Consider the following 13822-nt stretch of genomic DNA (forward strand, 5'->3'; position numbering starts at 1 on the left):
TCTGGCTGCGCCGAGGAGCGCAGCGTTTCGCGGATAAGGGCTCGCAGCTGTCTGAGCGCAGCGCAGCGGAGCGAGTTCTGCGAGACCCCGCGAAACGCGAGCACCGCAGGTTGCCCCGTAGCGAAGCGAAGGGGTCGCAGACAGTGGGTCGCCTTTTCTTTGGTTACTTTCTTTTGGCGAAGCAAAAGAAAGTGACTCGCCCGCCGGGGCGAGTCCCGGCCAACAGCCTAAAAAAGAAGAGCTCCCAATGAAGAAGCTCACGATGGCCACATTGCCAAGAGACGCAAGAGACACCCTCTTTCTCCTGGCAGTCATAGCCCTCATCATCCTCCCCCAGGCAGACACCCTCCCCTGGTGGTGCACCACCCTCACCACAGCAGTCCTGATCTGGCGCGGCACCCTCGCCGTCCAATCCCGCCCCCTCCCCTCCCGCTGGTGGCGCATCGCCCTGCTCGTGGTGACAGTCGCCGCCACCTTCGCCACCCACCGCACCCTGCTCGGCCGCGACGCCGGCGTCACCCTGGTCGTGATCCTGCTCGCGCTCAAGACGCTCGAACTGCGCGCGCGCCGCGACGCCTTCGTCGTCTTCTTCCTGGGCTTCTTCGCGATGCTCACGAACTTCTTCTACTCGCAGTCGCTCGCCACCGCGGCCATGATGCTGCTCGCGCTGCTGGGCCTCTTGACCGCGCTGGTCAATGCCCACATGCCGGTGGGCCGGCCGCCGCTCGCACAGGCCGCGCGCACCGCGGGCTGGATGGCGCTCGCGGGCGCGCCGATCATGTTCGCGCTGTTCCTGCTGTTCCCGCGCTTCGCGCCGCTGTGGGGCACGCCGACGGACGCGATGGCCGGGCGCAGCGGGCTGTCGAACACGATGCGCGTGGGCACCATCGCCGAGCTCGCGCTCGACGGCCGCGTGGCGGCACGCATCAAGTTCGACGGCGACCGCGCGCCGCCGCAGAGCCAGCTCTATTTCCGCGGCCCGGTGCTCGCGCAGTTCGATGGCCGCGAGTGGACCGCGCTGCCATCCTGGCGCCGCGGCGCGGGCGGCTCCGAGCTGCGCACCAGCGGCGAGCCGCTGGGCTACGAGGTCACGCTCGAGCCCAGCAACCGCCCGTGGCTGCTCACGCTCGACGCCGCGCCGCGCGCGCCCGCGCTGCCGGGCTACGAGGTCACGGGCAGTTCGGACCTGCAATGGTTCGTGAACCGGCCTCTGTCGGACCTTGTGCGCTACCGCGCCCAGAGCTACACGCGCTTCGAGAGCGGCCCGGTCGCCAGCGCCAACAGCCTGCGCGCCTACCTCGCGCTGCCGCCCGCGTCGAACCCGCGCACCGCGGCGCTCGCGCGCGAGATGCTCGCCGACCCGGCGCTGGCCGGCGCCGCCACGCCCGCGCTGGTGCAGGCGGTGCTGCGGCGGCTGCGCACCGGCGGCTACAGCTACACGCTCGAGCCCGGCGTCTACGGCAACGACACCGCCGACGAGTTCTGGTTCGACCGCAAGGAAGGCTTCTGCGAGCACATCGCCTCGGCCTTCGTGGTGCTGATGCGCGGCATGAACGTGCCGGCGCGCATCGTCACGGGCTACCAGGGCGGCGAACTCAACGGCATCGACAACTACTGGGTGCTGCGCCAGAGCGATGCCCACGCCTGGGCCGAGGTCTGGGAAGCCGGCAAGGGCTGGGTGCGCGTCGACCCCACGGGCGCGGTGGCGCCGGGACGGGTCGGCCAGTCGATGCGGCTCGTGCAGCCGCCGGGCCTGTTCGCGGGCGCGGTCATCGCGATGAGCCCGACCTTCGCGCAGAACCTGCGCGCGGCCTGGGAGGCCGTCAACAACGGCTGGAACCAGTGGGTGCTCAACTACACGCAGAGCCGCCAGCTCGACCTGTTGAAGAACATCGGCTTCGAGGCGCCGAGCCTCGAGGACCTGGCCTACGTGCTGCTCTACCTGCTGGTGGGCGCGAGCCTGGCCGGCGCGCTCTGGACGCTGTGGGAACGCAGCCAGCACGATCCCTGGCTGCGCCTGCTCGGCCGAGCGCGCGCGCGGCTCGCGAAAGCCGGCCTCGCCGTGCCCGACACCGCGCCGCCGCGCCAGATGGCGGCGCTGGCCGAGGCCTTCTTCGGCACCGATGAAAGCGCGCCGCTGCGCGACTGGCTGCTGAAGCTCGAAGCCCAGCGCTATGCACCGGCCGGCCCCGGGACGCTGGCCGCGCTGCGCGCCGAGTTCCGCCGCCTGCCATGGCCCGCGCGCAAGGCCGGGCCCGCACTGCTGCAGCCCGGCTGAACGCAACCACATGTGTCGCCCGCCGGCCCGCGCGTGGCCGGGCGGCACAATCGGCCGATGCGATCCTCCCTCTCCCCGCGGCGCCAGCCGGTCCGCGCCGCCGCCCTCGCCCTCTTCGCTGCCTGCGCCGCCGGCCTCGCCACGCAGGCCGCGGCCCAGCCCCGCCCGGCAGTCAAGGCCGTGGTCGGCAGCACGCCCTACGCCACGCGCGACGACGCGATGCGCTTCGCCGACGAGGTCGCGGCGCGCCGGGGCCTGGACCGCCAATGGGTGCGCGCCACCATCGGCGGCGCGCGCTTCCTGCCCAACGTGCCGCGGCTGATGCTGCCGGGACCGGTGGGCACGGTGAAGAACTGGCAGGTCTACCGCAGCCGGTTCATCGATGCCACGCGCATCGCCGCGGGCGTGCGCTTCTGGCGCGCCAATGCCGACCTGCTGGCGCGCGCCGAGGCCACCTACGGCGTGCCGCCCGAGATCGTCGTGGGCATCGTGGGCGTGGAGACCATCTACGGCCGCAACATGGGCAACTTCCGCGTCATCGATGCGCTCGCCACCCTGGCCTTCGACTTCCCGCAGGGCCATCCTCGCGCGGCCGAACGGCAGGCCTTCTTCCGCGGCGAACTCGAGAGCTTCCTGAGCACCGAGAGCCGCACCGCCGACGATCCGATGGTGCCGCTGGGCAGCTACGCGGGCGCGATGGGCATGCCGCAGTTCATGCCGAGCAGCATCGCCAAGTACGCGGTCGACTTCGACGGCGACGGCCGCATCGACCTGGTCAACAACACGGCCGACGTGATCGGCTCGGTGGCCAGCTATTTCAAGGCCTTCGGCTGGCAGCCGGGCATGCCCGCGATCTACCCGGTGCGCTTCGACGAGTCGCGGCTGCGCAAGGACATCCTGCTGGCACCCGACATCCTGCCGAGCTTCAGCGCCGACAGCTTCGTGGCCGCGGGCGCGGTGCTCGATGGCGAGGGCCAGCGCCATCGCGGCCTGCTCGCGCTGATCGAACTGCAGAACGGCGCGGGTGCCGCGCCGACCTACGTGGCAGGCACGCGCAACTTCTACGTGATCACGCGCTACAACTGGAGCAGCTACTACGCGATGTCGGTGCTCGACCTCGGCAACGAGGTCAAGGCGGCGATGGGCTATGCGCCGGCGCCGCAGCCGGTGCTGGCGCCGCCCCCCGCGCCGCAGTACCAGCCGCCGCTGCGCTCGCAGCCGAGGCTCGATGCGCAACCGATGCCGCTGCCCCTGCAATCGACGCCGACCGAGCCGACGGTCCCGCAACCGTTGCCGCCCGCTTCCTCGCCGCGGCAGCCGATGCCGCTGCCGCAATGACGCCCCTGTCGAGCGCGGCCCTGCGGGCCAATTGGCACGCCGCCTGGCGCGCGCTCGGCATCGCGCAACCCGGCACGCCCGAGCGCGATGCGCTGTGCGACGCGCTGCAGCGCCGCTACGCCGAGCCGCAGCGCCACTACCACACGCTGCAGCACCTCGGCGAATGCCTGGCCTGGTTCGAGCGCGAGCAGGCCGCCGCGCAACGGCCCGGCGAGGTGGCGCTGGCGCTGTGGTTCCACGACGCGATCTACGACGTGCATGCGCACGACAACGAGGCACGCAGCGCCGCCTGGGCGCTCGAGGCGCTGCGCAGCTTCGAGGCCGGCGAGGACGTGGCGCAGCGCGTGCACGACCTCGTGATGGCCACGCGCCACGATGCCGTGCCCGAAGGCCGCGATGCCGAGCTGCTGATCGACATCGACCTCTCGATCCTCGGCGCCGAGCGCGCGCGCTTCGACGAGTACGAAGAGCAGGTCGGGCGTGAATACGCCTTCGTGCCGCTCGAGATCCGCCTGCCGCGCCGGCGCGCGATCCTGCAACGCTTCCTCGACCGCGAGGCGATCTACGCCACGCCGCGCATGCACGCCCTGCTCGAGGTCCGCGCGCGCGAGAACCTGCGCCGGTCGATCGCGGACTGAGCGCGCCGCCGGTCTCTCAGGCCGGCAGCAGCCGCCACCATTCCGAGCGCATCGGCAAGGCGCCGCCGGCCTCCTCGACCTGGCCCAGCAGCAGGCCGTCAGCCCCCGCGCCGTGCACCACCAGCCGCAGCAGTTGCGCCGCATCGCGGTTCAGCACGAAGCTGCCGTCGCCGCGCCAGCCCAGGCAGCGGCCGACCTCGGCCAGCGCCAGCGCGGGCTGGCTCTGCATGAAGGTGAAGGGCATGGTGAGCCCCGCATCGAGCTGCTCGAGCCCGGTGCAGGTCGCGGCCCAGGGTCCGCGCCGGCTGCCGACGCGCAGGCGCGCACCGGCCGGCAGCGCGGCCTCGCCGGCGGCGTCGATGCAGCGCAGCGCGCCATGCATCGCGAGCTCGGTCCAGGCGCCGACGCGGCGCGGCCGGTAGCCGAGCCGCTGCACCAGTTGCGCGTGCCAGTCTTCGGCCAAGGGGTCGGCACCGACATGCGCGACGACGCGCCAGCCCTCGATCATGGCGCGCCCTCCCCCGCATCCTCGAGCACCAGCGCCGCATGGCCGCCGCCGAAGCCCAGCACGTTGAACAGCACATGCCGCAGTCCGCGCGGCGCCGAGGCACTCAGCGCCAGGCCCAGCGCCGCGTCGGGCGCATGCGTCGCCACCGGCCAGGCGCCGTGCGCGATGCAGCCGGTCAGCAAGGCCAGCTCGGCCGCGCCCGAGGCGCCGAGCGTGTGGCCGATCGCGGTCTTGAACGACACCAGCGGCGGCAGCGGATCGAACAGCGCGCGCAGCGCCTGCGCCTCCACCGCGTCGTTGCCGGGGCTGCCCGCGGCCTGCACCTTGACCAGGCCGATGTCGCGCGGCCGCAGCCCGGCCTGCGCGAGCGCGGCCCCGCACACGGCGCGCACCGCGCCCGCCTCGTTGCCCGCGGGATTGCTGCCGTCGACGATGTTCGCGCCGCCCGCGATGCGCCAGCGCGCGGGCCGCGTGCGCAGCTGCAGCGCCGCGAAGGCCTCGCCGAGCACCAGCCCGTCGCGGCCGGCGCCGAAGGGCCGCGCGCCCTCGGGCGACAGCAGCTGCATCGCGCCGAAGCCCGCCACGGTGAAGCGGTTGTCGGGCTCGGCGCCGAGCACCAGCGCCTCCTCGGCCCCGCCGCCGCGCAGCAGCTCCGAGGCCGCGAGGATCGCGTTGAGCGCCGAGGTGCAGGCCGTCGACACGGTGAAGACGGGGCCGCGCCAGGCGAGCGCGCCGGCCACGATCTCGGCGAAGTCGAGCAGGTCGCCGCCGAGCCGGCGGTCGTCCTTCTCGTGCTCCATGTGGCCGATGTCGAGCGAGGACGAGGCGACGAACAGCGGCGCGTCGCGCGACACCGCGCCGCCCGCGCGATCGGCCTGCGCCACCACCGCGCGCACGCGCCGGCGCACGCGTTCGTCCCAGCCACCGTCGGTGGGCGACAGCTTGTAGACGGGCCACCGCGCCTGCGCCGACACGGCCACCGGCACGGGCCGCACGCCGCCCGCGCGCAGGGTGGCGAGCGCCGCGTCCAGATCGTCGCCCAGCACGCAGGCCAGCCCCACGCCGCCGAGGTACACCGCCCTCATCGCGCGGTCATGCCTTCTGCTCGCGCAGCAGGTGCTCGGCCAGGTGCGCGACCGAGCTCAGCGCGCGGCGCGTCTCCTTGCTGTCGGGCATGCGCACGCCGAAGGCCTGCTGGATCGCCATCGACACCTGCAGCGCATCGAGCGAGTCGAGGTCCAGCCGCGCCTCGGGGCCGAACAGGGCCTCGTCGTCCGACAGGCCGCCGGGCGGCGGCTCCTTCTCGACGGCTTCGAGCACCAGCGTCTTGAGCCGGGCGATGAATTCGGGAGTGACGGGGTTCATGGCGTGCGCCTGCGAAAGAGAAAGACCGCGAGTGCGAACATGGCGGCCGCGAACACCACCAGCCGCCCGACCTGCGGCAGCGTGTCGGCCATGCCGCCGCCGCGCAGCAGCACGGTCAGCAGGGCCTCGAGGCCCCAGTTCATCGGCGAGAGCTCGACCAGCCGCTGCATGAAGCCCGGCATCACGAACTTGGGCACCATGATCCCGCCCGCGGCCGCCATCAGCACGTTGACCATCGGCCCGATGGTGGCGGCCTGCGCATGGCTGCGCACCGCGCAGGCCAACGCCAGCGAGAGGCTCACGGCCGCGAGGCTCACCGCGCCGAGCGCGACCAGCAACGCGCCCCAGTCGATGCCCGCGAGCGAGAGCGCATCGCCGCCGATCAGCGGCATCAGCCAGATGCCCGCGGCCAGCATCAGCGCGGCCTGCACCGCGTTCACCGCGAGATAGGGCAAGGCCTTCGAGGCCAGCAGCATGGCGCGCGACACGCCCAGGCTCTGCAGCCGGCCCAGCGCGCCCGAGCCGCGCTCCTGCACCAGCAGGCTCGAGAGCGAGGCCACCACGAAGAACATGCCGAACACCAGCCAGGCCGGCACGTTCTGCTGCACCGAGGTCGGCCGCGGCCCGCTGCTCGCGAAGCGCTCGGCCTGCACCAGCGCCTGGATCGACGCACCCTGCGCCGGCCCCGCGGTGCCCGGCACCTGCAGCGCGAGCCGCGCCTTGAGCTCGCCCGAGGCGCCGACCAGCTCGGCGCGCAGCGCGTTGTGCAGGTTGCTGTCGATGCCGGGCTCGGTCAGCAGCTGGACGTAGGGGCGCGTCGAGAGCGCCACCGACTCGAGCTCGTCCGACAGCCCCGGCTGCAGCACGATCACGTACTTGAGCTCGCCGCGGCGCAGCCGCGCCTGCCAGTCGGCGCCCAGCGGCTCGGGCGCGCCATGCGCCTTGCGCCACAGCTGCAGCAGCCACTGCGCGGGCGTGCCGTCGTCGCGCACGTCGACCGCGTAGTTCAGCGCGGCCAGCGGCGGTCGGTAGATGTCCTTGAGCGTGAGCGACATCAGCACGATGAAGATCATCGGCATCAGGAACAGCGCGGCCAGGCCGTGCATGTCGCGCCGCAGCGCGAGCAGTTCCTTCTTGATCAGGGCCCCGAGCATCGGTCCTCAGTCCCGCAGCGAACGGTGGGTGAGCGCCATGAACAGCTGCTCGAGGTCGTGGCGGCCGAACTCGGCATGGCGCACCTCGATGCCCGCGACCTCGAGCGCGGCCAGCACCGGGGCCGGGCCGGTGCCCGGATGCAGGTGGATGCGCCAGTGCACGCCACCCTGCTCCACCGTGCCGAAGCGCGAGAGCATTTGCGCATCGAGCCCGTCGGCCGCCAGCGTGAGCAGCATCGCGTTCTTCGACAGCAGTTCCTCGAGCGAGCCCTCGCGCAGCACCCGGCCGTGGTCGAGGATCGCCACGCGGTCGGCGATGGCCTCGATCTCCTCCATGTAGTGCGAGGCATAGATCACCGCCGCGCCCGCGCGCGCCAGGCCCTTGATGGCGTCGAGCACGAAGGCGCGCGACTGCGGATCGACGCCGACGGTGGGCTCGTCGAACAGCATCAGCTCGGGCTCGGGCAAGAGAGCGATCGCGAGGTTGAGCCGGCGCTTGAGGCCGCCCGAGAGCCGCTCGGCGCGCGTGCCCGCGAAGGCCTCGAGCTGCGCGAACGCCAGGCAGGCCGCGATGCGCTCGCGCTTGCGCGCGCCCGCGAGCCGGCCCGCGGCGGCGAAGCAGGCCAGGTTCTCGGCCACGGTGAGCATCGGATAGAAGGCATGGTCCTGCGGTGCCACCGCGATGCGCGTGGGCGCCTGCGCGCGCACCTGCGCGAGCGGCACGCCATCGATGCGGATCTGGCCCAACTGCACCGCGAGCGCGCCCGACAGGTGCGAGATCAGCGTGGTCTTGCCCGCGCCGTTGGGCCCGAGCAGGCCGAGCACGCAGCCGCGCGGCACGGCCAGCGACACCGCGTCGAGCGCGTTCGCCTGGGCGTGCGGGTAGCGGTGGCTCAGCCCCTGCAGTTCGAGCATCAGGACACGGCGGCCTTGAGGTCGCGGAAGAAGCTTTGCTCGCGCTGCGCCTGCTCGCGCAGCAGCGCCGCGAGCTTCGCCGGATCGACCTCCTCGCGCCCCTTGACCATGCGCGCGGCCTTGAGCGCGAAGGCGCGCCAGTCGTCGCCGATGGCCGTGAGGCGGTCGGACAACTGCAGCAACTGCGGCTTGCCGAGCAGTGCCGCGGCCTCCTGCAGGAAGGCCGCGTAGATGAAGCGGAAGCCGGCACCGCCGGTGCCGATCTCCTCCTGCATGCGCACCAGGTGGCCGATGAAGGCCACGGTGCGCGGATCGGCGGGCGCGAGCTTCGCGATGCGGCCGGCCAGGGTGCGCATGCCGCGCACGCCGACGATGGGCACCGGCGCGAGCATGTTGCGCACCGTCTTCAGGATCGCCTTGCGCACCGCGCCCGCGTCGACCGCCTTGCGCTCGATCGCCTGCGGGTAGTACATGAGTCCCTTGGGCGCGAGCACGCCCTTGGCGAAGCGCGCGCGCGCCAGGTCGGCGCTGGCGCAGCGCACCGGCTCCTCGAACACCGGGTCGCTGATCAGGTACTCGTCGCCCTCCTTGCCGTAGACCAGCAGGTTGTGCGCATTGAAGTGGAAGCGCATGTTGGGCGGGAAGTACGGCAGCCAGTAGACCGAGGTCTGCAGGCCCACGAGGTGGCCGTCGGCGAGCAGCGCGTCGAGCCGGCGCTGGCCGTCCTCGGGGCTTCTGAAGGTCTCGAAGCAAAAGCGCGCGGCCATCGGCGCGAGCAGGCCCTTGATCATCGCGCGCGGCGGCATGCGGTAGGAGATCAGCGGCAGGCCCGAGAGCTTGATGAACGGCAGGTAGGCGAACGACAGGCCCGAGGACAGGCCCAGCGCCATGCTCTCGGTCATCGCGGGCACGCCGTGGTGGCGCATCAGGCTCGAGATCACGCCGCTCTCGCAATGGGCGGCCTGGCTGTGGCGAAAGCCGGCTTCGGCGACCGGTGCGGCGATGGCATTCATGGCAGTTCCTTGAGCGCGGCGACGGACAGGCCCAGCGCCTGCGCATAGCGCGCGAGCTGGTCCCCGGAGAGCGCCGCGAAGTGCCGCGGCCGCAGGTGGCGCCGCACGCGCCATTGCCAGAAGCCGCTGGTCTGCGACAGCAGCGCCACGTCCATGCGGCGGTCGTACATCCAGTATTCGAGCGGCGAGGCCAGGCCGGCCGCCACGCGCTCGCGCGCGGTCGCGGCCTGCGCCACCAGCGCGTCGACCGCATGGGTGGTGACGATCTCCTCGGCCTCCCAGCCGCGCGAGGTGGTCGTGACCACGCGGCCCTGCGCATCGCGCGCGTACATCAGCTTGGCGTGGCCCGCGAGCGTGGCGTTGCCTTCCTGGGGAACTGCGTCGAGGTCCATGTCAGCGTCTCTCCTTCGCCATCGGCTTCGTGTCAGACGGCCTCGAGGTAGATGAAGCCGCTCGAGAAGCGGCCGCTCTCGGGCACGAACATCAGCAGCTTGTGGCCGAGCCGGATGCGGCCCGAGCGGAACAGCTCGTCGAGCATGATGTAGGGCGAGGCGGAACCGGTGTTGCCCTTGCGCACCAGGTTGCTGAACCAGCGCTCGCGCGGAATCGCGAAGCCCATCTGCTCGAGGCAGCGCGCCACCGGTTCCATGAAGTAGCTCGACGACAGATGCGGCAGGAACCAGTCGACGTCATCGGGCCGCAGGCCGCGCTTCTCGACGATGGCCGCGAGCGGCTCGCCGAGCGTGGCGCGCACGATGTTCTCGTTGAGCAGCCGCACGTCCTGCTTGATCGCGAAGGTGGAGTCGCGGTGCCAGTCGCTCGGCGCGGTGCGGGCCCAGCCGGTGAGGCTGCCGTCGGCGGTGCGGTCGGCGCCGGCATACATGCACACCGGCAGCTCGTGCGCGGCCGAGGAGAGATCGATCCATTCGACCTTGAGCGACAGCGGCCCGCGCGGCGCGCGCTCCAGCAGCACCGCGCCCGCGCCGTCCGACAGCATCCAGCGCAGGAAGTCCTTCTCGAACGCGATCTCGGGATTCGTCTCGAGCAGGTCGACGCGGTGCGCGATCTCGGCTTCGAAGCGCGAGCCGCGCATCAGCGGCGAGGCCAGTTCCGAGCCGGTGGCCACGGCGCGCTCGGCATCGCCCGCGCGCACCGAGAGCCAGGCGTGCTTGAGCGCGGTGGCGCCGGCCAGGCAGATGCCAGCGCAGGCCACCACCTCGAGCCGCGGCCAGCCGAGCTCGCCGTGCACCATCACCGCGTGGTTGGGCATCAGCTGGTCGGGCATCGAGGTGCCGGTGACGAGGCAGTCGATGCGCCCCAGTTCCTCGGGCGTGCCGAGCCCGCGGATCGCCGCGGCGGTGAGCTCGGCATTGCTCATGGCCTGCAGGCCGGTCGCGCGGTCGATCGCGTAGTGGCGCGACTGGATGCCGTTGCTGCGCAGGATCAGGCGTCGCGCACGCGACACCCGGTCGCCGACGCGGCCCAGGACTTCTTCGATGTCTTCGTTGCTGACCGGAGCAAAAGGCAGGAAGGCGGCGGTACGGGTCAGGAAGACATCAGTCGTCATAGAGATGGGAACGGTCCGTGGCCGAGCCGGAGGGCCGCTCGAAATGGGCGGTCATTCTAGTCAGCCACCCACGCAGCAGAGGGCGCAGCAGCGCCTGCAGCGTGAGGCTCACCGGGACCACGGTGACGATCAGCGCGAGCAGGAACAGCACGTAGAGCACCAGCAGCGGCTTGCGCTGCCAGGCCCCGGGGCCGCCGGCGGCCATCAAGAGCTTGCCCCAGAGGAAGAAGCTGCGCGTGCCGGCCTTCTCGCTGACCAGGAGCCGCGCATTGGCGTTGACCGCGCCCAGCCCCGCGAGCAGCGGCGCGGTGCCGCGCTCGAGCCCCTGGTGCAGCGCATCGCGCAGCGCGCGGCCGAAGCGCACGGTGCGCGCGATCTGGCCCGGCTCGAGGCCCGCATCGGGCATGCCCCAGAAGCCGCGCTTGCGGCCCCAGACCAGCCAGGCCGGGGTGGTGAAGAAGGTGGCGAGCGTGGGGCCCGGATCGGTCAGCACCACGTTGTCGATCAGCCGCGCGTCGATGGCGGCCAGCAGGCCCTCGAGCTTCTGGTGCGCGAGGTGCCACATGTTGCGGCAGGCGATCACCGTGACCACGGGCTTGCCCTGGAGCAGGCGCGCCGCCACCGGGTGCTTGAGGAAGGCCGTGATCGGCTGCGAGGGCGCGAGGAACCACACCTGGTAGGGCAGGATCACGAGGTCGAAGTCCTCCTCGCCCGTGAGCGCCAGCGGCTGCAGCGCGGGCGGCTTCATGTGCGCGGTCTCGGGGAAGGCGTCGAAGAAGCGGATGAAGCCCCAGGGGAACGGAAAGGGCCGCACCGGCCGCAGCGTCTCCACGTGCACCGCGATCGCGGGGTCGTCGCGCAGCGGCGCCACGATCCGCTCGGCGACGCTGCCGAGCTGGCCGGTCTGCGAATAGTGGATCACGAGCACGCGCTTGGCGATGGTCGGCGCGACGGCCTCGAAAGGGCTGGACAAGCTGGAATTCACGGGTGGGCGGTTCGAAGGGCCGTCGAATGTACGCGAAGCCCCGGCATCGCGCATCTGCCATAGGTCATGCATCGAAAGGATGCGGCGAACGGGCAACGCGCGGTTACGAGATCTCGTAGCCAGGGCCACGCCCGGGTGCATGCACGCAAAAAAAGGGCCGCACCTCGCGGCGCGGCCCTGCATGTGCCGTCCCGGCATCCCCACGACCGTCCGGCCGGTCGCGTCGGCGGCGGTCGGGATGCCTCCCTGCGGGATCAGCGAACCTTGCCTTCCTTCCAGGCCGTCAGCAGCTTGTTGTAGTCGATGGTCTCGCCCTTGGGCTTCTCGTTGGCCAGCTTCTTCCACGGCGCGTGGTCGTCGCTCAGGTACTTGGCCGGGTCGCCCTTGGGATTGAGCTTGGGCGCGCACTTGGCCATGCCGGCGCGCTCGAGGCGGGCCATCACGTTGTCCATCTCGTCGGCCAGGTTGTCCATCGCCTTCTGCGGCGTCTTCTCGCCCGTCACGGCCTCGGCCACGTTCTTCCACCACAGCTGCGCGAGCTTCGGATAGTCGGGCACGTTGGTGCCGGTCGGGGTCCAGGCCACGCGCGCCGGGCTGCGGTAGAACTCGATCAGGCCACCGTACTTGTTGGCGTTCTGCGTGAAGTAGTCCGAGCGGATGTCGCTGTCGCGGATGAAGGTCAGGCCGGTGATCGACTTCTTCAGCGAGGTGGTCTTGGCGGTGATGAACTGCGCGTAGAGCCAGGCCGCTGCCGTCTTGTTGGCGTCGTGGCCCTTGAAGAAGGTCCACGAGCCCACGTCCTGATAGCCGTTCTGCATGCCCTGCTTCCAGTACGGGCCGTTCGGGCCGGGGGCCATGCGCCACTTGGGCGAACCGTCGTCGTTGACGACCGGCAGGCCCTTCTTGGTCATGTCGGCGGTGAAGGCCGTGTACCAGAAGATCTGCTGCGCGATCTGGCCCTGCGCGGGCACCGGGCCCGATTCGCCGAAGGTCATGCCCATGGCCTCCTTGGGCGCGTACTTCTTCATCCAGTCGATGTACTTGGTGAGCGCGTACACGGCGGCCGGCGAATTGGTGGCGCCGCCGCGCGCCACGGAGGCGCCGGTCGGCGTGCACTTGTCGGCCGCCACGCGGATGCCCCATTCGTCGATCGGCATGCCGTTCGGAATGCCCTTGTCGGCCGCGCCGGCCATCGACAGCCAGGCATCGGTGAAGCGCCAGCCGAGCGACGGGTCCTTCTTGCCGTAGTCCATGTGGCCGTAGATCGGCTTGCCGTCGATGGTCTTCACGTCGGTGCTGAAGAACTCGGCGATGTCTTCATAGGCGCTCCAGTTCAGCGGCACGCCCAGGTCGTAGCCGTACTTGGCCTTGAACTTGTCCTGCAGGTCCTTGCGCGCGAACAGGTCGGCGCGGAACCAGTAGAGGTTGGCGAACTGCTGGTCGGGCAGCTGATAGAGCTGGCCGTCGGGCGCGGTCGTGAAGCTGGTGCCGATGAAGTCCTTGAGGTCGAGGCCGGGGTTGGTGAACTCCTTGCCCGCGCCGCCCATGTACTCGGTCAGCGACATGATCTTGCCGTAGCGGTAGTGGGTGCCGATCAGGTCGGAGTCGGAGACCCAGCCGTCGTAGATCGACTTGCCCGACTGCATCGAGGTCTGCAGCTTCTCGACCACGTCGCCTTCCTGGATCAGGTCGTGCTTGACCTTGATGCCGGTGATCTCCTCGAAGGCCTTGGCCAGCGTCTTCGACTCGTATTCATGGGTGGTCAGGGTCTCGGAGACCACCGAGATCTCCTTCACGCCCTTGGCCTGCAGCTTCTTCGCGGCCTCGATGAACCACTTCATCTCGTCCATCTGCTTGTCCTTGGACAAGGTCGAGGGCTGGAACTCGCTGTCGATCCATTTCTTGGCCTCGGCCTCCCCGGCCGACGCACCGTGCGCGGCGAACATCGCAGCCGCCAACGCCAACGCTGTGTAGCGCATCTTCATGAACGTGTCTCCTCGGTTGATTGCTTCCCCGGTTTTGTCGATCGCGGCTCCGGGGAGGCGGAGAGCCGGATTCGTT

At 71.1% G+C, this 13822-nt stretch carries 12 protein-coding genes and 1 pseudogene; 3 read left to right on the forward strand and 10 right to left on the reverse strand.

What is annotated here, in order from left to right; translation table 11 throughout:
* The first annotated feature begins 247 nt into the window (after positions 1–247).
* The 3 genes and pseudogenes from KV106_RS33855 (at position 248) to KV106_RS33865 (ending at position 4254) form a co-directional block, all read left to right on the forward strand.
* Entirely contained in the window at positions 248–2278 is a 2031-nt protein-coding gene (locus KV106_RS33855; protein WP_261215990.1) for a transglutaminase TgpA family protein, read from the forward strand.
* Positions 2279–2335: 57 nt separating this feature from the next.
* A pseudogene (mltB, locus tag KV106_RS33860) lies at positions 2336–3421 on the forward strand (lytic murein transglycosylase B); the annotation flags it as partial.
* A 191-nt stretch (positions 3422–3612) separates the two neighbouring features.
* Positions 3613–4254: an HD domain-containing protein gene (locus KV106_RS33865; RefSeq protein ID WP_261215992.1), complete on the forward strand. Its 642-nt coding sequence runs from the start codon at positions 3613–3615 to the stop codon at positions 4252–4254.
* Between the two features lie 16 nt (positions 4255–4270).
* Here the strand turns inward: KV106_RS33865 and KV106_RS33870 are convergent, their stop codons facing one another.
* From KV106_RS33870 to KV106_RS33915, 10 genes are all read right to left on the reverse strand, one after another.
* Entirely contained in the window at positions 4271–4762 is a 492-nt protein-coding gene (locus KV106_RS33870; RefSeq protein ID WP_261215994.1) for a hypothetical protein, read from the reverse strand.
* The gene (locus tag KV106_RS33875; RefSeq protein WP_261215996.1) at positions 4759–5847 is read right to left on the reverse strand and encodes a beta-ketoacyl synthase N-terminal-like domain-containing protein; all 1089 of its coding nucleotides are present in this window, start codon (positions 5845–5847) and stop codon (positions 4759–4761) included. Before KV106_RS33875 ends, KV106_RS33870 begins: the two co-directional genes overlap by 4 nt.
* A 7-nt stretch (positions 5848–5854) precedes the next feature.
* Positions 5855–6127: an acyl carrier protein gene (locus KV106_RS33880; RefSeq protein ID WP_057592243.1), complete on the reverse strand. Its 273-nt coding sequence runs from the start codon at positions 6125–6127 to the stop codon at positions 5855–5857.
* Positions 6124–7281: an ABC transporter permease gene (locus KV106_RS33885; protein WP_261215998.1), complete on the reverse strand. Its 1158-nt coding sequence runs from the start codon at positions 7279–7281 to the stop codon at positions 6124–6126. Before KV106_RS33885 ends, KV106_RS33880 begins: the two co-directional genes overlap by 4 nt.
* A 6-nt stretch (positions 7282–7287) precedes the next feature.
* Complete coding sequence (locus KV106_RS33890; RefSeq protein WP_261216000.1) at positions 7288–8196, reverse strand: ABC transporter ATP-binding protein; 909 nt, start codon at positions 8194–8196, stop codon at positions 7288–7290.
* The gene (gene darH / locus KV106_RS33895) at positions 8196–9209 is read right to left on the reverse strand and encodes a BtrH-related acyltransferase DarH (protein ID WP_261216002.1); all 1014 of its coding nucleotides are present in this window, start codon (positions 9207–9209) and stop codon (positions 8196–8198) included. Before darH ends, KV106_RS33890 begins: the two co-directional genes overlap by 1 nt.
* Positions 9206–9601, reverse strand: a complete 396-nt coding sequence (locus KV106_RS33900; RefSeq protein WP_261216004.1) for a DarG family dialkylresorcinol biosynthesis protein — start codon at positions 9599–9601, stop codon at positions 9206–9208. The genes darH and KV106_RS33900 overlap by 4 nt, the downstream gene beginning before the upstream one ends.
* Before the next feature lie 32 nt (positions 9602–9633).
* On the reverse strand, positions 9634–10776 hold the full coding sequence (locus KV106_RS33905) for a beta-ketoacyl-ACP synthase III (RefSeq protein ID WP_261216006.1): 1143 nt from the start codon (positions 10774–10776) through the stop codon (positions 9634–9636).
* The gene (locus KV106_RS33910) at positions 10766–11761 is read right to left on the reverse strand and encodes a dialkylrecorsinol condensing enzyme (protein WP_261216008.1); all 996 of its coding nucleotides are present in this window, start codon (positions 11759–11761) and stop codon (positions 10766–10768) included. Before KV106_RS33910 ends, KV106_RS33905 begins: the two co-directional genes overlap by 11 nt.
* Before the next feature lie 254 nt (positions 11762–12015).
* Positions 12016–13746: an ABC transporter substrate-binding protein gene (locus KV106_RS33915; protein ID WP_057592250.1), complete on the reverse strand. Its 1731-nt coding sequence runs from the start codon at positions 13744–13746 to the stop codon at positions 12016–12018.
* Positions 13747–13822 lie beyond the last annotated feature (76 nt).

It is taken from the genome of Variovorax endophyticus (genome assembly GCF_025376855.1).
In the GTDB taxonomy this organism is placed as follows: Bacteria; Pseudomonadota; Gammaproteobacteria; order Burkholderiales; family Burkholderiaceae_C; genus Variovorax.

Coding starts and splice junctions, on each gene's coding strand:
- KV106_RS33855 (WP_261215990.1), top strand. CDS start 248: ATGAAGAAGCTCACGATGGCCACATTGCCAAGAGACGCAAGAGACACC.
- KV106_RS33865 (WP_261215992.1), top strand. CDS start 3,613: ATGACGCCCCTGTCGAGCGCGGCCCTGCGGGCCAATTGGCACGCCGCC.
- KV106_RS33870 (WP_261215994.1), bottom strand. CDS start 4,762: ATGATCGAGGGCTGGCGCGTCGTCGCGCATGTCGGTGCCGACCCCTTG.
- KV106_RS33875 (WP_261215996.1), bottom strand. CDS start 5,847: ATGAGGGCGGTGTACCTCGGCGGCGTGGGGCTGGCCTGCGTGCTGGGC.
- KV106_RS33880 (WP_057592243.1), bottom strand. CDS start 6,127: ATGAACCCCGTCACTCCCGAATTCATCGCCCGGCTCAAGACGCTGGTG.
- KV106_RS33885 (WP_261215998.1), bottom strand. CDS start 7,281: ATGCTCGGGGCCCTGATCAAGAAGGAACTGCTCGCGCTGCGGCGCGAC.
- KV106_RS33890 (WP_261216000.1), bottom strand. CDS start 8,196: ATGCTCGAACTGCAGGGGCTGAGCCACCGCTACCCGCACGCCCAGGCG.
- darH (WP_261216002.1), bottom strand. CDS start 9,209: ATGAATGCCATCGCCGCACCGGTCGCCGAAGCCGGCTTTCGCCACAGC.
- KV106_RS33900 (WP_261216004.1), bottom strand. CDS start 9,601: ATGGACCTCGACGCAGTTCCCCAGGAAGGCAACGCCACGCTCGCGGGC.
- KV106_RS33905 (WP_261216006.1), bottom strand. CDS start 10,776: ATGACGACTGATGTCTTCCTGACCCGTACCGCCGCCTTCCTGCCTTTT.
- KV106_RS33915 (WP_057592250.1), bottom strand. CDS start 13,746: ATGAAGATGCGCTACACAGCGTTGGCGTTGGCGGCTGCGATGTTCGCC.